This window comes from Erythrobacter sp. JK5 (assembly GCF_018205975.1).
In the GTDB taxonomy this organism is placed as follows: Bacteria; Pseudomonadota; Alphaproteobacteria; order Sphingomonadales; family Sphingomonadaceae; genus Erythrobacter.
In genome coordinates this window covers 2,088,326-2,108,227 of sequence record NZ_CP073577.1, presented here as the reverse complement: position 1 = coordinate 2,108,227, position 19,902 = coordinate 2,088,326, and the positions used below count along the sequence as shown (strand labels likewise).

Here is a 19,902-nt window from a genome sequence, read left to right as displayed (position 1 = left end):
CATGACGATGCCAGCCAACCGGCGCACCACGCTGGCGCTGTGCGGGGTGGCCCTGAGCCTCGCGCTGGTGGGCTGTGCGACCGGGCAGTCGGGAACGCCTGCCGCCGCCTTCGCGCTCGGAACCAACGCCAGCGGCGATCCGTGCACCGCGTCGCCCAACTGGACCGACCCGAGCTTCGGCGACGAAAAGACCAAGTTCAGCGATGCCTATTCGGTCAACTGCCGCGGCGTGACCTCGGGTGCGCTCGCGCGGGTCCGGACGTTCGATTCGACAAGCGATCGCAGCACGTTCGGCGCATCGCTCGTTTGCGGAGAAACGATCGCGGTCGAACTCGCAGGCTTTTCAAGTGCAAGCGCGCGCCGCTGCCTCGATCCGGCGCTCGGGTTCGAGGCGATCGTGATCGATGCAGACCATCGCGGGGCAGCCTACCAGATTTCTGCGGCGCCCAACTCGGTCGGGCCCGGTTACCAGGCTGCGCGGATCATCGCCGGTCTCGATCGCCCGGAAAACGCGACCTCGGCCCGCAACCCGATCGCCGCCGGCTCGGTTCCAGCCCTGCCCGAAGGTGCGCGGCTGGCCGTGTCCGACGACGCTGCGGGGGAAGCGCTGGCTTCGGTCCTCGGCCGGGGAACCGCGCTGAACTTTCGTGGCCTTCACGCGGCGGCGTCACGGTTCCTACGGACTTCGCTGGCGGACCTGCCCGATGACGCGCCACCCCAGATCAGGGCGGAATTGTTGCTCGAGGCGGGCCTGGCGGATTCGAACATCGAATATTTCGGTTCGGCGAAGCGAAATCTCGATGCGGCGGCACAGCAGATTTCGCGTCTGGGCAGCGCCGAACAGCGTATCCTGCGGCCCAAGTTGCAGATCTATCGCGGCCTCGATGCCCTCAACCAGCGGCGGTTCGCCGAAGCCCGCTCGATCCTCGCATTCCTTTCGACCGATGGACTGGGCACGGCGCGCGATCTCAGCGATCCCGGCACGCTGGTTCGCCTGAACGCGGGGTCAAACGAGGCGGGCGATGTCCGCTCGGCGATCGCGCTGCCCGATCAGGAAGCGCTGCGCGAAGCGTTCCTGCGGGTGCAGGGCAACTGGGCCCGCAGCGTGGCCGAGCTGGCGCTCGACAATCCGCAGGGCGCGGCCGCCGCGATCACGGTAGCGAGAAGCGGGCTCAGCGATCTGTCGACCGTGCTCGACAGCGCCAATATCCGGCAGGACGGCCTGTTCTGGCTCAATGCGAGATTGCTGCGCCAGTCGGGGCGCATCTCGGCCTTCAACGGGGATTTCGTTCCCGCGGTGGCAGCATTCGACGACGCCATCACTGCGCTCACGCGTGCCGCGCTGGCACGGTCGGGCACCGGCCGGGATCCGGCCATCGCCGAATTGCTGCTGGAGCGCGCTTCGCTGGTGGCGCGGTCGGGCGCTTCGCGCGCGGAAACCGACGAAGCCTATTACAAGGCGGTGCAGGCGCTGGTCGATGCGCGCGACGAAAGCGCCAGTTTCTCCACTTCGCTGCTGCAGCCCTATCTCGATCAGCTCGCCGATCTGATCGAAGCTGGCGATAACGATGCGGCGGCGCGTTATTTCGAAGTGCTGCAGATTGCCGGGGAATCGGGCGCAGCGCGGCAGCTGAGCGCGTTGCAGGACATCGTCGCCGAGGAATCGGGCGTCGGCGGCAAGCGCCGCGAGGAGCAGGATCTGTTGCGCCAGATCAGCCAGCTCGATCTCAATATCGAGGACGCGCGCGAGCTCGGCCAGCCAATAGGCGAGCTGGAAAGCGAACGGGCCCGCTTGCAGTCGGCCTATTTCGAGCTCGATGCCGAATTGCAGGGCGAAGCTGCGCTTAGCCAGGTTTCGAGCAAGCCCGCAGCGCTCGCCGATCTCCAGGCGGTTCTGCGGCCCGGCGAAGCCTATGTCCGGTTTTCCGCGATGGGCGATCGGGTGTTCGGCATGCTGGTCGAGAAGGACCGCGCGTCTCCCATCCGTCCCGGGGCGACGCTCGAGGAATTGCTGTTCTTCACCAACGAGCTGCGCAATTCGATCGATGGCCGCATCGCTCAGGGCGATCTGGTCGAGTTCGACGTCGAATTCGCTGCGCTGCTGTACCAGAACCTGTTCCGCGACGTGGACGAGGTGCTGCGCAGCAAGCAGGAACTGGTGGTCGACGGCGGAAAGGTGCTCGCCGGCCTGCCGGCCTCGGTACTGGTCAGCGATCGCCGGGCGGCGCTGCGCTTTACGCAGCAGCAGGATCGGTTCGATTACAGCCAGGTCGAATTCCTTGCGACCCTGATGCCGACTTCGGTGGCGATGTCGCCGCTCAGCTTCATCGTGTCCCGCAACCTTCCCGGATCGCAGGCGACGCGCGACCTGATCGGTTTCGCCTCGCCGCAGCCGATTACCACCGTCCCGAGCACCGGGGGCGACATCAAGATCGGCAATTGCCTGATTTCGCCCGCGCAGCTCGCCGGGCTCAGCCGACGGTTCGCGCCGATCCCGGCGGACGAGATCGGATACGCGGCGGAGGAGCTCGGCATCACCGGCGGGCCGACGCTGATCCGCGATGCGGCGTTTTCGGATACGGCCGTGCTGGACCGCGGCAGGGCGGGCGGCGACCTGGCGGATTACAAGGTGCTGCACTTCGCGACCCACGGCCTTACCGAAGGCATGTTCGGCTGCGCGCAATCGCCGTCGGCGCTGCTGACTTCGTTCGGGAGCGAGGGCCAGTCCGACCTGCTGCTCGATTTCGAGGAAATCGCCCGGCTCAAGCTCGATGCGAACCTCGTCGTCCTGTCGGCGTGCCAGACGGCGTCGGCGATCGGCGAACGCGCCGCGCGGCTCACCGGCGATGCGCAGCCCGGTTCGAACCTCGAAGGGCTGGTGCGATCGTTCTTCGCGGCGCAGGCGCGCGCGGTCATGGCGACCTACTGGCAGACGCCGAACACCGGCGAGAGCGAGGTCTTCATGCGCGAATTCTATCGCAGCGGGCGCACCAGCGATATCGCCACCGCGCTCAACCAGGCGCAGCGCCGGATGATCCGCGATCCCGCAATGTCGCACCCCTATTTCTGGGGCAGCTTCTTCGTGGTCGGCGACACCGATAACCGGATGCTGGACCAGGCTGCGCCGCAAGTGGCGGCCCGCTAGGGAGCGCGAACCGAACCGAACCGAACCGAACCGAAAGGACCCGATCGATCATGCCACCCGCCGCCCGCATCACCGATATGCACACCTGCCCGATGGTCAATCCCGGGCCGGTGCCGCATGTCGGCGGGCCGATCATCAAGGGGCAGCCGAATGTGCTGACCTGCATGATGCCGCAGGCGCGGGTGAGCGATCAATGCATCTGCGCCGGTCCGCCCGACGTGATCGTGAAGGGATCGATGACGGTGCTGGTCGGCAGCCTGCCGGCGGCCCGGATCGGCGACATGACCGCGCACGGCGGGGTGATCGTGATGGGTGCGCCAACGGTGCTGATCGGTGACGGGGCCAATTCTCCGGGCGGGGCAGCGGGAGCGGGCATGGGCATGTCGAGCAAGGTGCCGTTCAGTGCGCCCGACCTCCAGGCCAAGGCGCTGATCGCGGCGTTCAAGGACGCCAAGCCGTTCTGCCGCCTCTGCAACCGGTAGGCCGCGGGTGAGCGGTTGGTTCGCCATCGTCGACGGAGCTGCCGATCCCCGGCTCTACCCGGTTGTGACGCAATCTTCGAAGCATGTGTGCCTCTACGAAGATGACTATTCGGAAGAAACCCGGGCGGCGTTGCCCTATCTGGTCGAGCTGATCGACGGCGAGCAACTGCCCGATCTGTGGCGCAAGCACGAGCCGGGGCGGTACTGGGGCATCGTGTGCCAGTCGTCGCTCGATCTGCCCGCCCTGCGGCGTCACCTGCGCAAGTTCACCACCGCCCGGCTTCCGCTGGGCGACGTGGTGCTGTTCCGGTTCTGGGATCCGCGTGTTTTCGTAACCTTCGTGGAAGAGGGCAGCGAGGACGAGGTTGCGCCGTTCTTCGAGAAGATCGCTGCGGTGATCGCCGATCTCGGGGCCGAGGGACGCCGTCGCTACAGCTGGGACGGAGCGTTGCAATCCTCGTTCGCACAGCCCCGCGCGTCCACCCCCGCGCCGCAGCCGCAGGCCTGACATGCCGCGGTCAGCGTTTCTTCTCGACCGCGGCCTTGGTGGTGTCCCGCTGCGTGGTGAACATGGTCAGCGCTTCTCCGGCGAGCGCTTCGACCTCGGACGTCCTGAAGGTGAGCGGATCGAGCGGTTCGCCCTCGATGCGGATCTCATAATGAAGGTGCGGGCCGGTCGAACCGCCGGTGGTGCCGACATAGCCGATGATTTCGCCCTGCCGCACCGCCTTGCCCGGCACGAGCCCGTCGGCAAAGGCGTTGAGGTGCATATACCAGGTCTGCATCCCCTCGCCGTGATCGAGCCGGATGAAGTTCCCTGCCGACCCGCGTGGACCGGCAAACGCAACGGTGGAATCGCCCGACGCGTAGATCGGCGTACCGGTCGGAGCCGCAAAGTCGACGCCGTTGTGCTTCTTCTGGCGCTGCGAGATCGGGTGCGTGCGATAGCCGTATTTGGACGTGATGCGCGCGCCGTCGACCGGGGTCCGCATCAGCCCGCGTTCGTTGCCCTGGCCGCGCTCGTCGAACCAGCGCTGCTCGGTCTCGTCCGGCGGGGTAAAGGCGTAATAGGCCTTGCTGCCGCTGTCGGTTTCGAGCCGGACATACAGCAGGCGCGGGGGGACGACGTTGCGTCCGCTGTCGGTGACCGATTCCTCCCACGTGGCCTGGAAACGATCGCCGAGCGCGACTTCGCGCTGGAAATCGAAATCGAACGAAAACGCCTTGGCGAACGGTGTCGTCAGGCTGTCGGGCAGACCGGCTTCGACGGCGGATGCATAAAAGGTGTTCTGGTTGATCGTGCCGCTGATCGATCGCACTCGGGTGGTGGCGGTGGCGACGATCGTATCGCGCTTGAAGGTGCCGTCACGCTGGCGGGTGAGCTTAACCGAGCTGCCATTGGGCAATTCGGCACTGATGGTGCGGACGGCCTTGTCCTTTCCGGCATCGGCAAGTTCGACGGCAATCCGCACCTGGTCCTCGGTGCCGAGCGCGGCAATCGCCTCCTGCGCCAGCGCGAATGCGTCGCCGGTCGGAACGCCCATCGCTTCGAGCGAGAAACCGAGTTCGTCAACGCCGCGCACCTCGATGATCCTGACCGACGTCGCGTCGACCGGCGTTTCGGCCCGGGACGATGCGGTTGCGGTCGATACGGGCGCGGATACCGATCCGGCATCGCCGGCGCTGTCCGGCCACAGGAAATACGCCCCGCCTGCGGCCAGAACCAACGCAACCGGCGCGGCAATCATCAGCGGCTTGAGCGGCCTGCCTTGGGGAGCGGGTTCTTCCGGCACATCCTCGACCGGGGCGGACACCGGCTTCGGGTCCACCCACGTCCTGGGATCGAAAGAGGTCGTCTCGCGCTCCATTTCCTCCGCACCCACGCATCGAATTGCGAAAGAAAAATCTCCGCGGGCCCAAATAGCGTGCTTTATCTGGCCCGTGGGGTATGCTTAGTTGCTCGGGAAAGGGGGAGCAAGGCATGAGCGATCGCAACCGTGTTGCCTGGCGCGAAGGCATGTTCCTTCGCCCGCAGCATTTCCAGGCGCAGGATCGCTTTTTCGAGTCGTTCTTCGCGGCGCGGCACGACTGGGCGCTGCCGTATTCCTGGGGGTTTTCCGAAGTCGAGATCGATGTCGGGCTCGCCGAGCTGGGGCAGTTCGCGATCAAATCGGCCAAGGGCATCATGCCGGACGGAACGCCGTTTTCGATCCCCGGCGACCAGCCGCCGCCATCACCGCTCGCGGTCAGTGCGCAGGCCCGCGACGCCGATATCTACGTCACATTGCCTCCGCGCCAGTCGGGAGCGATCGAATTCGCCGAGGACGAGGCCGGATCGCTCGACGCCCGCTTCGCGGTCGGCGAAACGCAGGTCAGTGACAATTTTTCGACCGACCGCGCGATCGAGGCGATCGAAACCGCAGCGCCCAACCTGCGGTTCGGCATGACGCCCGACGAAACCGACGGACGCCTGCTGCTCGGCGTGGCCCGGGTGCGCGAAGTGTCGGGCAAGAAACTGGTGTTCGACGACCGCTATATCCCGCCCGCGCTCGATATCCGGGCGACGCGGCTCAAGGGTGCATTGACCGACCTGATCGGCCGGTCGGACCAGATGGTCGGCGAACTGGCGCTGCGCGCGGCGGAAACGATCGAAGGCGGGCAGGATACGTATCGCGCGTTCCTGCTGTTGCAGACGCTCAACCGCTGGGGCGCGATCCTGCGCCATCTCGCCACGCTCCCGGCGGTGCATCCCGAACGCCTGTTCGAAAATCTGGTCGGGATGGCGGGCGAAATCTCCACGTTGACGCGCAAGGAACGCCGTCCGCCCGAACTGCCCGAATACGATCACGAAAACCTGCAGGGCTGTTTCGATCCGGTCATCGACCTGCTGCAAACGCTGCTATCGGGCGAATTCGATCGCTCGGTCGAACCGCTCGATCTCGAGGCGCGCGGCCCCGGATCCTTCATGCACGTCATCAAGAACCGCACGCTGCTCAAACAGAGCTACATCTACCTTGCGGTGGCAGACAAGACCAAGTCGATGGAGGACATCCGCAAGCGGTTTCCTTCGGTCTGCAAGATCGGGCCGAACACCAAGATGCGCGAGCTGGTGGCCAACCAGCTGCAATCGGGCATCGCCTTGCGCCACACCACCACGCCGCCCACGCAGCTGCACGTGCTGCCGGGCTACGTCTATTTCGAGCTCGATCGCGGGGCGGCCGACTGGGCCGAAGTCTACGATGCCCCGGCACTGGGGCTGTTCGTGGCCGACGACTGGCCGGAACTCAAACTCGAACTATGGGCGGTTAAGCAGAAGAAATGAGCGGGGACGACCGGAACAAGACGGTGTTTCGCCCCTCTCCCTTGAGGGGCAAGGGCGGCGGCGCAGGTTCCGGATCGAACCCGCCTGGTGGACCTGGTCAGGACGGCGGCGAGCCGGCGTCCGGCGGTTTCAGCAGCACCGACGATTGGGATTCACCAGCTCCTGCCGGAGCCCCGCCCCCGCCACCACCGGCATCGGGCGGTTCGTTCAAGCCGCTGAGCGATGACCCGTTCTCGGGCCCGGCACCGCAGGCCCGGCAAGCCGGTCCGGCGGTCGATACCCACTCTGAAGAATTCCACGATACGGTTCCGCCGCCCTCGCAACCGCGCGACGATCGCAATCCGATGATGGCGCACGCCGCGCCGGTGTTGGCGATGGCCGCCGCGCTGCAATCGGGGCGCTGGCAGATTTCGATTGGCGAATTCCATCGCCGCGCGCGCGAAGCGATCGGCAAGTTCGAATCTGCGATCCAGCCGATCTACAGCGAGGGCGTGCGCCAGCGCGCGAAATATGCCGTGTGCGCGACGATCGACGATATCGCGCAAAATCTGCCGGGCGTCGGCGGGGGCGGGGCGCAATGGGCGCAGCGCAACATGGTCGTTACCTTCTTTCGCGAGAGCATCGGCGGCGACCGGTTCTGGGACTTCGTCCAGGAGATGCTGCGCGACCCGGCCAGCAACCGCGACCTGATCGAGCTGTTCCACGCTTGTCTCGCCGCCGGGTTCGAAGGCCGGACCCGGGCGATGAGCGACGGGTACAGCAAGAAACAGCAGGTGATGGCGAGTCTGATCGCCGCGCTCGAACACGTGCGCAGTCTCTCGCATCGCGATCTGGTGAGCCACTGGAAGGGCGCCGATGCGCCGCGCAAGCCGAACAATTTCTGGGCGATGGTCGGCCTCGCTGCGGCGGCCGCCGGCGCGCTGTGCTTCCTGATCTTCCTGATGTTCTTCCTTGCGCTGATGGCCAGCGGATCATCGCCCTACGATCGGGTTGCCGGGCTGTTGCAGGAAGAGCCGGTGTCGCTCACCCGCAACGCTACCCAGCTCGCCCTGCCGCCGAGCGAGACCGAGACACGGCTGCGTGAGTTCCTGTCGAGCGAGATTTCGCAGGGCCTCGTGACCGTCGAAGGCAACCGGGTGCGCACCACGATTGGGACCTTGTTCGAGCCGGCATCGGATCAGCTGACGGCTGGACGCGAACCGATTTTCACCAAGATCGGACAGGCGATCGAGCTCGAAAAGGGCCCGGTGACGGTCGAAGGCCATGCCGATTCCGACCAGATTTCGACCATCGAATTCCCGGACAACATGGCGCTGTCCACTGCGCGGGCGGAGACGGTGGCGCGGATCGTGCGCGCGCAGCTTTCCGATGCATCGCGGGTGACCGTGACCGGGCTCGGCGACACGGTGCCGCTCGCTTCGAACGACACAGCCGAGGGCAAGGCCCAGAACCGGCGGGTGGAGTTCGTTGTGGAGCTTGGCGACTAGGCGGAGGCTGGTGGGAGGACAACGATGAAAAAGTTCTTCACGAGCTGGTGGACGATCTCGATCGGCATGATCCTGTTGCTGATCCTGCTGTGTTCGGTCGGCCTGCCGCTGTTCGTCGAGTGGATGCAGCCGCTGTGGGTTCGGCTGACCTTCGCAGGCGGGTTTGTCGCCTTGTGGCTGCTGTGGTTCTTTATCCGTCGCTGGCGCGCCAAGAAGGCCGAGGCCGCGCTGGCCAAGGAGCTGGCCGGCCCCGATCCGGGCGACGAGGAAGCAGCGGCGGTGCAACAGCGCATGGCCGAAGCGCTGAAAGCGCTGCGCAAGGCCAGCGGCAAGAAGCGCAACTATCTCTATTCGCTGCCGTGGTACGTCATCATCGGCCCGCCGGGTGCCGGCAAGACCACCGCGCTGGTCAATTCCGGGCTGCGCTTCCCGTTTTCCGACCAGACGCTGCAGGGTACCGGCGGCACGCGAAACCTCGACTTCATGTTCGCCGAAGAGGCCGTGCTGGTCGATACGGCGGGGCGTTACACCACGCAGGATTCGGACCGCGACGTAGACAGCGCCGGTTGGACGCGGCTGCTCCAGATGCTCAAGAAGCATCGTCCGTTCGAGCCGGTCAACGGGGTGTTCGTCGCGATTCCGGCGGACGACCTGTTGCGCGGAGACGTGCGGGTGATCGACGAGCACGCGGCGATCGTCAGGCGGCGACTGCGTGAAATCCGCGAGACGCTGGAGACTGAATTGCCGGTCTACCTGCTCATCACGAAGAGCGATCTGCTCGCCGGGTTGACCGAGTTTTTCGGCGATCTCGACGTCGATGGACGCCGCGCCGTGGTCGGGCACACGTTCGACTGGCCGCAAAGGCGGGTGTCTTCGGAGGATGTGACCAGCGCGTTCGATCAGTTCGCCAACGATCTGGCCGCGCGCATGCCCAAACGGCTCGAGGACGAGAAGGACATGCGCAGGCGCGGGCTCATTCTCGGATTTCCGGGACAGGTCCACGCTTTACGACCGGCACTGCATCGGCTGGTCGAAGGCGCATTCATCAACGAGGATCGGCCGAGCGGCGTCTTGCGCGGTTTCTACCTGACGTCCGGGACCCAGGACGGGAGCGCGATCGACCGGATTCTCGAAGGGGTATCGCAGGCCTACAGCCGCGACGACGCGGCGAACCGCGAAGGCGGAAAGGCCTACTTCCTCAACCGCTTGCTCACCGATGTGGCCTTTGGCGAAGCGGGCCTGCCGGTGTCCGATCCGGCGCTAGTTCGCAAACGCCAGATCCGGCTGACCGCGATGGTCGGCGGAATCGCGGCGCTGAGCCTGCTTGCGATCGCTCTCTGGACGGTCAGCTTCTTCGGCAATCGCGACTTCCAGAACCAGACCGAGATCGCCGCGGCGGAGATCGAACAGGAGCGCGATGCGATGCGCGCCGATCTGGTCCGGGTCGGCGGCAGCGACACTCCGCTCGAACAGCTCGTTCCGCTGCTCGACCAGCTGCGCAACCTGCCCGAAGGCTATGCCGCGCGGCAGCAGGGCAGCCCTTCGCTGTGGATGCGCTGGGGCCTGTTCCAGTGGGGCCTGAGCCGCCGCAACGAAGAGGCATATCGCACAGCGCTGAGGCGCATCTTGTTGCCGCGCGTGTTCCTGCGGCTCGAAGAAAAGATGCAGCAGGAAATGAACAATCCGGTTGCGCTTTACGAACCGCTCAAGGTCTATCTGATGCTGGGCGGGGCCGCTCCCCAGGGCCAGATCGACGGCGAGGCCGTGACCGAATATCTAGGCCGCGACTGGGCTTACGAACAATATCCCGGAGCCGAGTACGAAGGACTGCGGACCCGGCTCGGCAACCATTTGCAGGCGCTGGTCGAGGATCCCAAGATTTCGCAGAGCTGGGCCGGACAGCGTGCGCCGCTCGACGCCGATCTGGTTGCCGCTTCGCGCGCCAGCGTGGGTACGATGAGCCTCGCCCAGCGTGCCTACATCATCATGCGGGCGAAGGCGGCCGATCCGTCCAAGGACTGGATGATGGGCGACATCCTCCAGCCCGGCGATGCAGCCGCCTTTGCCAATCCCGAAGAAGTGATGGCGCTCAATGTCCCGTACTTCTTCACGCTCGAAGGCTTCAATGCCTACCGCCTGCAAAAGGAACTGATCGGGCGGGATCTGCGCGATGAGCTGTGGGTGCTGGGCGAGGATTCCGAAACCGCGAGCATCCAGCGCGAGCTCGGCAACCTCGATGGCGGCATCGCCGGTGCCTATGCCAACGAATATATCGAACAGTGGCAGAAGGTTATCGATTCGCTCAAGGCGGCGGACTACTTCAACGATCCGCGCGCGTTCAGCGCCTTCACCAAGGGTGTTTCCCCGCTCAAGTTGGTGCTGGAAGAAGTCCGCAAGAACACGACGTTCGACAACTCGCTCGAGGAAGAGGGCGGGCGCATGCTCGAAGAACGGGTCAACCGCAACCGCTTTGCGCGGGTCGCCACGCGGCTCGGTGGCGCGTCCAACGCGGCGCGCGGACTGACCGCCGACGCCCAGATCGCCCAGCACTTCAGCGAGGTCAACGCGTGGGTTGGAGATGGCGAGGAACCGGGCGAGATCGACGCGTTTATCGATATCGTGCGCCAAACCTTCACCCGGGTGCGCGAGGCGCAGCGTTCGCGGACCTCCGACAGCCCCGCCGCCGCGATCGCGCAAGCCATCGCTCCGCTGGAAGTGGCCGCGCTCGAAGTGCCCGACCTGGTTCAGAATTTCGCACAGAAGGTCGCCGAAGGCGGGGAAAGCGCAGGCGACCAGACGCTCACCACGCAGGCATCCCAGTACTACGCCGAGACCGTGGCGCCTTCGTGCGAGGCTGCGGTCGAAGGCAAGTATCCTTTCAATGGAAGTTCTGCCGCCGACGCCAGCGTCGGTGACGTTCGCGGGGCATTCGGTGCCGGCGGCCAGGTGACCCAGTTCGTCAGTGCCAGGCTCGGTCCGTATCTCGATCGCGACGGTGATTACTGGCGCTGGAACAGCCAGGATCCTGTGACAGCCGAGTTCAATCCCGCCGCTCCCGGCAACTTCCAGAAGGCCGCTGCACTCTCCAGCGCGCTGAGCGAGGGGCTGCCGCTGGGCATCGAGCTGTCCGATCTCGGTGCCAAGGTCAGCCGCGTCGAACTCATTACCGGCGGGATCCCGCTGCAATTCGATCTCGACGGGAATTCGACCAACCAGATCGTTTGGCAACTGGGTGGCGGGATGGTGCAATCGTCGGAAATCAAGATCTACGAAAACCAGGGGATCGAGGGACTCGATCCGATCGAATCGGTGATTTTTCGCGACACCAAGAAGGGGCCCTGGTCGTTGTTTCGCATGTTCGACCGGGCGCGGATCAGCAACCTTTCGGAGACCGAGATCGAAGCGGTCTTCAACCCGGGGCCGGGACGGGCGAAATTCGTGGTTTCGTTTCCGGAGGACCTGAATCCGTTCAGCGGAGGCGGCCTGTGGTCGGTGCAGTGTCCGCAGAAGCTGTGATCCGGAGCGCGATCGATCTCCCCGCGATAATCGGAAAGATTCCGGGCCACGGCGACTTCCTTGCCCGCGGGATCGGCCATGCGTTGCGCGGCCCGCTCGATCGCTGGATGAGCGACTGGCTCGATCTCGGCCGCACGCAGCTCGGCGATGATTTCGGCGAGGCGTACGAATGTGCTGCGCCGTGGCTGTTCGAGGGGGCGGGGGCGAACGCGGTGCTGATGCCGAGCGTCGACGCGGTTGGACGCCTGTTTCCGATCCTCGCGATCTGTCCGGTACAGATGCGCACCCAAGCGATCTACGATGCGCTGATCGAGGCGCTCGAGGCACGCAGCGATGGGGATCGGCTGCACGAAACCCTCGCGGGGATCGAGCGAGATGGTGCGGTCTTGCACAACGGCGGCGAAGACTGGTTCCTGCCCGAGGGCGCCGACCCGCGCCTTCCTTCGCCATCTGCCGTTGCGTCGTGGGCACAGGTGCGGGAGCATTTCGCGTGATCGATTATGCCTTCAAGAGCTTTGGCCGGAGCGATCCCGGCCTCGTGCGTCCGCACAACGAGGATTCGTACTACCTCAACGATGCGAGCGGGCTGTGGCTGGTGTTCGACGGAATGGGCGGGCACGAAAACGGCGCGCTGGCCTCGCAGACAGCGGCAGCGGCCTTCGAAACGTTCGTTGCGCCGCCCGATTTCGAACACGCGGTGACGCGGGTTGCCGATCAGGTCCACAATGTGAACGCGTCGCTGGCGCAGCTGGCCGAGCAGCAGGCGGTTTCGAAAATGGGAACCACTGCAGTGGGGCTGGTGCTGCGCGACCGCCGGTTCGCGATTGTGTGGGTCGGAGACAGCCGCGCCTACATCTTCCGGCAGGGCGGGCTGTTCCAGCTGACGGTTGATCACACCCATGTGCAGGACCTGCTCGATCAGGGAATCCTCTCGCCGGCCGATGCCAAAGGGCACCCGATGTCGCATGTGCTCACTCGCGCGCTCGGTGTCGAACCCGAGGTTCAGGTCGATATCGTGCAGGACGAGGCCGAACCCGGCGATCGCTTCCTGCTGTGCAGCGACGGCTTGAGCGGGCCGGTGCCCGAAGACGATATCCGGAGGTTGATGGCGCTGCCCGATCCGCAGCAGGCGGTGGACGAATTGATCGCGCGCGCGCATGCCAAAGGCGCACCGGACAATGTGACCGCAATCGTGGTCGAAATCGGAAGTATCGATTGATGGGCGACGACACCGGCGATGATGATCGCACCGTCTACCAGCCGAAGGGTGGTGGCGGGAAGGCTGACGGGGGTGGCAAGAAGCCGCCGCCCGAGCCGTCGGACGCGCCCGATGTCACGGACGAATCGTCGCCCGAGCCGCCTTCCGAGCCGGTCCCTGATCCTGGTGCCGGTCACGAGCCGACCGAGATCCGGCCGTCGCCGCCTCCGCCCGCTGCGGGTCACGAACCGACCGAGATCCGGCCCTCCGTTCCGCCCGCTTCGTCACCGCCCCCGACATCGCCTCCGCCCCCAGCGCCCGCGCCCTCCCCTGCGCCGCCTCCACCCGCGCCTGCAGGGCCGCGAGGCGATCAGCAATTCACCAAGGGCGACGTGCTCAACGGCATTTACCGGATCGAGCGGTTTCTGGCGCGCGGCGGGATGGGCGAAGTCTACGAGGCACGCAATGTCCACCAGCTTTCCGAGCGGGTGGCGATCAAGGTCATGCTGCCGCATATGGCGCAGGATGAGCTGGTCGCGGCGATGTTCGCCAAAGAATCCGAAATGCTCACGCGGCTGCATCACGAAGCAATCGTGCCGTACCGCATGGCCGCGCGCGACGATCGTGGGCGTCCCTACCTGGTGACCGAATTCATCGACGGGCCGAGTCTCGAAGACCGGCTCGGCTCGATCAAGCTGACCGACGACGAATTCGCCGACCTCGCGCAGAAGCTCGCGGCTGGTCTCGGCACTGCGCACAGCCTCGGCGCGATCCACCGCGACATTGCCCCGGACAACATCCTGTTGGCCGAAGGCGATCCGGCGCGGCCCAAGATCATCGATTTCGGGATCGCCAAGGACGCGACCGATAGCGGCGCGACGATCGTGGGCGACGGGTTTGCGGGCAAGCTCAAGTATGTCGCCCCCGAACAGCTCGGCGAATACGATCGCAATGTCGGGCCGTGGTCGGATATCTACAGCCTCGCGCTGACCCTGCGTGCGCTGGCGGCGGGAAAACCTTCGGACATGGGCGGATCGCTGTCTGACGCTGTGCGCAAGCGCCAGTCGGTGCCGGACCTGTCGGACCTCTCGCCGCGCTTTCACGCCGCGTTCGAGATGGCGCTGCAACCCGATCCGGCCAATCGGCCGCAATCGATGGCGGAGTTCAACCTACGGCTGCGCGAGGCATCGGGCGACGCGGCGGCGACCGGCTTCGAACCGCTCTCTGCTGCCGGCGATGCGACCCGGTTCAAGCCGGATGGCGCCGGATCCGACGGGGAAGGAAAGCCGACGGGCGGTGCGCTCGCCGGAATGATCGGATCGCTCAAGGGGGCCCTGCCCGATGGCATCGCGCAGAACCGCGTGGCTCTGATCGGGGGCGGGGTTGCGGCGGTGTTGCTGGCGGTCGTCGGGATCGTGGTGGTGGCCAACCTCGGCGGAGGCGATGTGCCACCGCCCAGCGATGGCACCGCCCAGGGCGCAGGCACCGGGCAAGGGCAGGCGGGTGCGCAAGGCGCCGCGATCGCGCTCGGCAGTCCGCAGTTCGAACAGCTTGCGCAGCGGGCGATCGACGGGATCGAGTGCGCGTGGCTCACCTATGACGGATCGAGCGGGAACACCGCGCGGTTCGTTGGCGGTGCAGCCAATCCTGCAGCCGCACAGACTAGCCTGCTCAATGCATTGGAAGGTGCGGGTGCTTCCTCGTTTTCGATCGACCTCAGCGATGTGGTGCGGTTCACGGCGGAAAACTGTGCGGCGCTCGACGCGCTGCGCGAAGTGCGCAGTCCGCAGCCGCTGATTTCGACCCCGCAGGACGTCTACGAAGCCAAACGCCAGGCGATCACACTGGCCGACGGGTCGTCACTCGAAGAGCAGAATTATGCGCGGGTCGTGATCCGCATCGACAATCTCGGGGCCAACGAGGAAGTTGCCTTCCTCGGCTGGAACACCGCCGACGGGATCGAAGCGCTCGAGCCGACGCGGGCTTCGCTCGAAGGGCTGGCGAACCAGATGCAGGGCAACAAGACCGAGCGCGGATTCGTGTTGCCCTTCGCGCTTACATTCGAGGGCAGCGGAAAGCAGAGCTATGGCGCAATCGTGCTGACCGGCGGATCGGCCTTGCCGGGCGATCTGGTCGGGCGCGGAACCGAATTCGACGAGGCCTGGGCCACCCGGTTCCGCCAGAGCGCGCAGGCCAATGGGTGGAAAGCCGATGCGGTGTGGTTCTCGGTAGAGGACCAGCAGGCCGACTGATCGCAGCGCCGCTCAATCGGTGTTGACGGCGTCTTCGTACGCCTTGCGGAATTCTTTCGAAAAGACTTCGAGAAACGCCTCGGCCGATCCCTGCGCCACGCCGCTGAACTGCTTCTCATAGGCCTTCCACAGCGCCGCCTCGCGCTGGCCCGGCAGCACCTTGGCGAGCAATCCGCTGCTTTCGGTACGCTCGCTGATCGCGGCGGGCGAAAAGCGGTTGATCGTCTCGCGCAGCGCCCCCTGCATTGCCTTCAGCGTGGCGATCTGATGCGCCTGGAGATCGCGGTACGAATCCTCGATCGCCTGCTCGGCTTCCATATAGCCGCGCAGCTTGGGGTTGAGCATCATCTGCAGGGCCTGGTCGACATTGCGGGCGAATTTCAGCGGGTTGTTGCCGTCGAAACGCAATTGCGTGGCGCTCGCGCCCATCTCGTCCTTGGCCCTGGCCCGCGCTTCGAGCAGGATCATCAGTCCGGCGAGCAGATGGCGCAGCATCCGGCCCGCTTTCGCCGCGGCCTCGTCAGGGCTGGTTTCGACCTGGTTCGAAGGCACGCCGATCGCCCCGAGCAGCGCGGCATAGACCGCGTCGGGCGGGACGGACGGGGGCGCTGCGACCGGTGCTGCCTGTGGCTCCTGCGGCGGAGCGGCCTGCTGCGCTACGGGGTCCTGCGGGCTGCGCGGCGGGACGGTCGTGTCGAGATCCGGCAGCGGTGCCGGGGGATCGTCTGGAGGCGCGCCATTGAGCGGCCCGCCGAACGGGTCCTTGCCGGTCGGCTGCGCGGATTCTCCGCCCAACGGACCGCCGAACGGGTCGGAGGCGGGAGCCGGTTGCGCCCCGCCGTCGAGCGGCCCTCCGAACGGGTCCGAAGCCGTTGCGGCCTGTTCGCCCGGATTGAGCGGTCCGCCGAATGGATCGCGGCTCGGTTCCGGAAAGTCGCCGCTGCTGTTGTCATGTCCGCGTATGCCCGGTTCGATCGGAGCGAACCCGTCGTCCGGCGGCGGTTTCTGCGGGGCCAGCGGGGCGAACCCGCCGCCTTCGGTATCGGGTCCGACGGCGAAGGGATCGAATTTAGGATCGACCGTCCACGAGGCGTTCGACCAGTCGACCTTGTTCGACCCGGCAAACGTATCGAAGATGTCGTCGGCGCTCGGTTCGTGGGTCGATTTGCTGTCGTCTTCGGACCACCCCGAAGAGCGTTCCCGCGCTGCGCCGGGCATTTCCCAGCCGCCATCGGCGGCGAATTCCTGCGGGGCGGGTTTCTGGGCGGAAGGGCGCGTGCCGGGGACATCGTCCCATCCGAGAAACTCGGGGCCCTTGCGCGATTCCTCTACCGCTGCCTCGGCGCTGCGATACCGCTCGAGCGCCGGGCCGGACAGGCGCGCCTCGATGATGTAGGGTCCCAGCCTGAAGCGCTCGCCCGGGCCGATCTTGTGCGCACCGGCGATCCGTTCGGCCGAGTCGCCCAGAAAGGTGCCGTTGGTGCTGTCGTCGATCAGGAAATAGTCGTCCTGGCGGTACTGGATTTCGCAGTGCCGACCGGAAAGCGTCCGGGTATCGTCGGGCAGCGACCATTCGCAGGTCATCGAGCGTCCGATGATGGCACCGCGATCGCGCAGCACCAGTTCGGTCGGGCTGCCGTTTTCCAGCGCCGTTCGATTCACGATTCTGAGAGTCAGCGTCATGTCGTGGCAAGTGCCTCGCGACCGCGGCTCGCGACCTTGTCCGCCAGATCGAGCGCCCGGGACGCGAATTCGGGGTGGCTCCGGATGTATTCCGCCATGGCCGCTTGCAGCGCCCCGCCGATCAGGCTGGCGCAGATATTGGCGTCGACGGTGACCGGGCTGTTTTCCTCGGGCCCGATCGAGCCGCCCGAAAAGAAGATCGCGAGACCGATCAGCGTTTCGGGCCATTCGCCGCTCGAGGCATCGGCGAGGTCGTACATGGCGCGGCGGTTGTCGTCGTCGGGTTCGCCAACCCAGCGATACGCGGCATCGCGCAGCAGGCGACGGCGCGCGTAATCGGGGTCGGCTTCGTCGAGGTCGGGCAAGGCATGCAGGGCCCAGTCGATCGCCTCCAGCTTGGGCAGGGCGGCCGCGGCGTAGGCAAGCGCCATGACCGGATCGTTGCCCTTGCGCAGGCTGCTGAAGAAATCCTGCGGCGCGACGTCGTCGTCGGGCCAGGCCGACCGCGGCAGGTTTGCCTCTTCGGCAATCTGGCGCGCGGCGCTCCACAAGACGATGGTCCACTCGGTCATGATCGTTCCCGCCGTGATGCTGGTCGTATCCCCGGCATATGCCCCCTATCCAGCAACCGCCCTAATTGATCTTAATCAGCGCGCCCTTTTCGGTCAAAATGCCACCTGCGGAAACCTCTGTCATCGCGTCGCCCTTGAAATTCGCCATGAGCGCTTTGCCATCGAGATTGGTCTGGGTGAGCTTGAGCGAACTCTTCCCGACCTTGAGCTCGATCTCCTGAAAGGCCTCGATCTTGATCTTGCCCATGCTGGCCTTGATCGAAATGTTCCCCATGTCGACCGTGAGCGTGTCGTCGCCCTTGTTGATCGTGGTGGTGCGACTGCCCTCGGTGATGGTGTTCTTTTCGTTCTTCTTCAGTTCGTATTCGCGGTTGCCGTCGATCTTTTCCTTCTCGTCGTTCTTCACGTAGCGATCGCTGTCGTAAAAGACCTTGATCTCTTCGTTGTGCCCCACGTGCCGGGTCATGTCGTAGCGGACGCGGACGTTCATATCGCGCTCGGCATGGACGAAGATTTCTTCCTCTCCGCCCTTGTCCTCGAACCGGATCTCGTTGGCCTTCGGTTCGCCGGTGTCGAGCTTCTCGGCCTGCGGGTAGGACGGATTCATGTTGCCATAGGACAGCGTCCGCCACAGCGCGCGGGTCTTGTTCGCGGGGAGATCGTAGACCGGCATGTGCTCCTGGTTGAACACGCGCCCGGTGATCACCGGCTGGTCGGGATCGCCGTGGAGGAAATCGACCAGCACTTCGTGGCCGACGCGCGGGAGGATCACGTTGCCGAGACCACCGGTCTGCGACACGCGAATCCAGCAGGTCGATTGTTCGTCCTGCGTCTGGGCGCGGTCCCAGTGGAAGCGCACTTTGATCCTGCCGTATTCGTCGGTGTAGATCGATTCGCCGGCCGGGCCGGTGACGATCGCCGACTCGACTCCGATCACGCGCGGCTTGGGCGTCAGGCGCCGCGCCCGATACTGCGTCTCGGCCGGGATGGCGATGAAATTGACCGTGTCGTGATCGCGATTGCCGGTGCCCGAATGGTACCCTTGCGAACGCAGCGAATGGAAGGTCGAGATGATCAGGAATTCGCCGTTGAACCAGTCGGTCGGGTGGTTGTCGATCTTGACCGTGTCGCCCGCGCAAATGCCCTTTGCGCTGGTCTGGCCGGTGAAGGTCCGGCGCAGCGCACGGAATTCCTCGAGCCGCACCTGGCTGTACCGCTTGGCTTCGTTCTCCTCGATAAAACGCCCCGGGTAATCGTAAAATTCCTTGGAGTCGTGCGGGTGCTGCTTCTTGTCGGTCGCCGTCCCGTCGACTGCCTTGTCCGGTTTCTTGAAATCATAGTCGCGCAGGGAAACGCGTTCGTGCCCCGAGCTGGAGACCCGCTCGGTCCAGGCTTCGAGTATGTGCTGGCCACCCAGTCCTTCGCCGACGCGATACGACAGGGTCGAGGTTGCGGATGGATTGAAGGTCAGGGTCTCGACCTTGCCGGCCTTGTGCTTGCTGGCCTTGTCGCAGATGACCATGACGTGCTTGGAATCGCTATGCTCGAACCAGTAGTAGAGCCCTTCCTGTTCCATCAGCCGCGAGATGAAATTGAAGTCGCTTTCGGCGTATTGCACGCAGTATTCGTATTGCGGGTAGGAGCCGGCGAGGCGCAGATCGTAGTCGCCAGTGCTCATGCCGGCGCGCTGAAACACGTCCTTTATGATGTCTACGACCGACTGCTCCTGATAGATCGCGAAGCCGTGCTGGCTGTCCATGAAATGGGTGAACGGGTGAAGCGTCAGGCTGTAATAATAGCCGTCGAGCTCTTCGCGCAGGAACACAGACTCGGTCAGGATGCCGTTGACGAACCGGACCGGCTTGTTCTCTTCGGACATCTCGATCGCGATGTTTTCACCCAGGTGCGACGAGAAATCGATCTCTTTCAAGGTCGCCACGATCTTGAGTTCGACCTCGAACGGTTCGGAGATCGCCTCGCGCGTGGTCATGCCGAGGAATTCGACCTGCTCACCGCCGAGACCGGCGATAATTCGCGTCTCGCGATGTTCGGACGCGCTTCCACCGCCTTCGGGTTGCCTCTGGGTCGTCATATTGGTCTCCATGAACCATTTGAGCTTGCGACCTGAGGACGCCGTTACGTCCTGCCCATTGCGATGGGGGCGCCAAACACGCCAATCGGTTGCCTATAGATAAGCAATAAGCGCTCCATTTCACAAGCAAAGAGAATCGTATTCGTCGGCACG

At 65.2% G+C, this 19,902-nt stretch carries 13 protein-coding genes; 9 read left to right on the top strand and 4 right to left on the bottom strand.

Annotated elements, in window-relative coordinates; genetic code table 11:
* Window position 1 precedes the first annotated feature (1 nt).
* Genes KDC96_RS10210 through KDC96_RS10200 form a run of 3 tightly spaced genes read left to right on the top strand, consistent with a single transcriptional unit; the run spans window position 2 to window position 4,135 of the window.
* Entirely contained in the window at window positions 2–3,145 is a 3,144-nt protein-coding gene (locus tag KDC96_RS10210) for a CHAT domain-containing protein (protein ID WP_212448340.1), read from the top strand.
* 50 nt (window positions 3,146–3,195) lie between these two features.
* Entirely contained in the window at window positions 3,196–3,627 is a 432-nt protein-coding gene (locus KDC96_RS10205; RefSeq protein WP_212448339.1) for a PAAR domain-containing protein, read from the top strand.
* Between the two features lie 7 nt (window positions 3,628–3,634).
* Window positions 3,635–4,135 carry a DUF4123 domain-containing protein gene (locus tag KDC96_RS10200; RefSeq protein ID WP_212448338.1) on the top strand — a complete coding sequence of 167 codons (501 nt, stop codon included), beginning with the start codon at window positions 3,635–3,637 and terminating at the stop codon, window positions 4,133–4,135.
* Between the two features lie 10 nt (window positions 4,136–4,145).
* On the opposite strand, the gene KDC96_RS10195 is transcribed toward KDC96_RS10200, so the two are convergent.
* Window positions 4,146–5,495: a M23 family metallopeptidase gene (locus tag KDC96_RS10195; protein ID WP_212448337.1), complete on the bottom strand. Its 1,350-nt coding sequence runs from the start codon at window positions 5,493–5,495 to the stop codon at window positions 4,146–4,148.
* A gap of 113 nt (window positions 5,496–5,608) precedes the next feature.
* Here KDC96_RS10195 and tssK point away from each other — a divergent pair, with 113 nt between their 5' ends.
* From tssK to KDC96_RS10165, 6 genes are read left to right on the top strand one after another with little or no spacing between them, the layout of a single operon-like run.
* Window positions 5,609–6,949, top strand: coding sequence for a type VI secretion system baseplate subunit TssK (gene tssK, locus KDC96_RS10190; RefSeq protein WP_212448336.1), 1,341 nt, complete (start codon window positions 5,609–5,611; stop codon window positions 6,947–6,949).
* Entirely contained in the window at window positions 6,946–8,436 is a 1,491-nt protein-coding gene (gene icmH / locus KDC96_RS10185) for a type IVB secretion system protein IcmH/DotU (protein ID WP_212448335.1), read from the top strand. Before tssK ends, icmH begins: the two co-directional genes overlap by 4 nt.
* A gap of 24 nt (window positions 8,437–8,460) precedes the next feature.
* Window positions 8,461–11,952 carry a type VI secretion system membrane subunit TssM gene (gene tssM / locus KDC96_RS10180; protein ID WP_212448334.1) on the top strand — a complete coding sequence of 1,164 codons (3,492 nt, stop codon included), beginning with the start codon at window positions 8,461–8,463 and terminating at the stop codon, window positions 11,950–11,952.
* A complete protein-coding gene (gene tagF / locus KDC96_RS10175; RefSeq protein ID WP_212448333.1) occupies window positions 11,934–12,446 on the top strand; it encodes a type VI secretion system-associated protein TagF in 513 nt (170 codons plus the stop codon). Before tssM ends, tagF begins: the two co-directional genes overlap by 19 nt.
* Window positions 12,443–13,171 (top strand): PP2C family serine/threonine-protein phosphatase, encoded by a 729-nt coding sequence (locus KDC96_RS10170; RefSeq protein ID WP_212448332.1) that lies wholly within the window; start codon window positions 12,443–12,445, stop codon window positions 13,169–13,171. The genes tagF and KDC96_RS10170 overlap by 4 nt, the downstream gene beginning before the upstream one ends.
* The gene (locus KDC96_RS10165; RefSeq protein WP_212448331.1) at window positions 13,171–15,402 is read left to right on the top strand and encodes a serine/threonine-protein kinase; all 2,232 of its coding nucleotides are present in this window, start codon (window positions 13,171–13,173) and stop codon (window positions 15,400–15,402) included. Before KDC96_RS10170 ends, KDC96_RS10165 begins: the two co-directional genes overlap by 1 nt.
* A gap of 12 nt (window positions 15,403–15,414) precedes the next feature.
* On the opposite strand, the gene tagH is transcribed toward KDC96_RS10165, so the two are convergent.
* The 3 genes from tagH to KDC96_RS10150 form a co-directional block, all read right to left on the bottom strand.
* Window positions 15,415–17,085, bottom strand: a complete 1,671-nt coding sequence (tagH, locus tag KDC96_RS10160; protein WP_212448330.1) for a type VI secretion system-associated FHA domain protein TagH — start codon at window positions 17,083–17,085, stop codon at window positions 15,415–15,417.
* Window positions 17,082–17,657 (bottom strand): hypothetical protein, encoded by a 576-nt coding sequence (locus KDC96_RS10155; protein ID WP_212448329.1) that lies wholly within the window; start codon window positions 17,655–17,657, stop codon window positions 17,082–17,084. The genes tagH and KDC96_RS10155 overlap by 4 nt, the downstream gene beginning before the upstream one ends.
* Window positions 17,658–17,718: 61 nt before the next feature.
* Entirely contained in the window at window positions 17,719–19,749 is a 2,031-nt protein-coding gene (locus KDC96_RS10150) for a type VI secretion system Vgr family protein (RefSeq protein ID WP_212448328.1), read from the bottom strand.
* Between the last annotated feature and the right edge of the window lie 153 nt (window positions 19,750–19,902).

Bases quoted from the DNA above. Each gene is read 5' to 3' on its own strand.
- KDC96_RS10210 (WP_212448340.1), top strand. From the start codon at position 2: ATGACGATGCCAGCCAACCGGCGCACCACGCTGGCGCTGTGCGGGGTG.
- KDC96_RS10205 (WP_212448339.1), top strand. From the start codon at position 3,196: ATGCCACCCGCCGCCCGCATCACCGATATGCACACCTGCCCGATGGTC.
- KDC96_RS10195 (WP_212448337.1), bottom strand. From the start codon at position 5,495: ATGGAGCGCGAGACGACCTCTTTCGATCCCAGGACGTGGGTGGACCCG.
- tssK (WP_212448336.1), top strand. From the start codon at position 5,609: ATGAGCGATCGCAACCGTGTTGCCTGGCGCGAAGGCATGTTCCTTCGC.
- icmH (WP_212448335.1), top strand. From the start codon at position 6,946: ATGAGCGGGGACGACCGGAACAAGACGGTGTTTCGCCCCTCTCCCTTG.
- tssM (WP_212448334.1), top strand. From the start codon at position 8,461: ATGAAAAAGTTCTTCACGAGCTGGTGGACGATCTCGATCGGCATGATC.
- KDC96_RS10165 (WP_212448331.1), top strand. From the start codon at position 13,171: ATGGGCGACGACACCGGCGATGATGATCGCACCGTCTACCAGCCGAAG.
- tagH (WP_212448330.1), bottom strand. From the start codon at position 17,085: ATGACGCTGACTCTCAGAATCGTGAATCGAACGGCGCTGGAAAACGGC.
- KDC96_RS10155 (WP_212448329.1), bottom strand. From the start codon at position 17,657: ATGACCGAGTGGACCATCGTCTTGTGGAGCGCCGCGCGCCAGATTGCC.
- KDC96_RS10150 (WP_212448328.1), bottom strand. From the start codon at position 19,749: ATGACGACCCAGAGGCAACCCGAAGGCGGTGGAAGCGCGTCCGAACAT.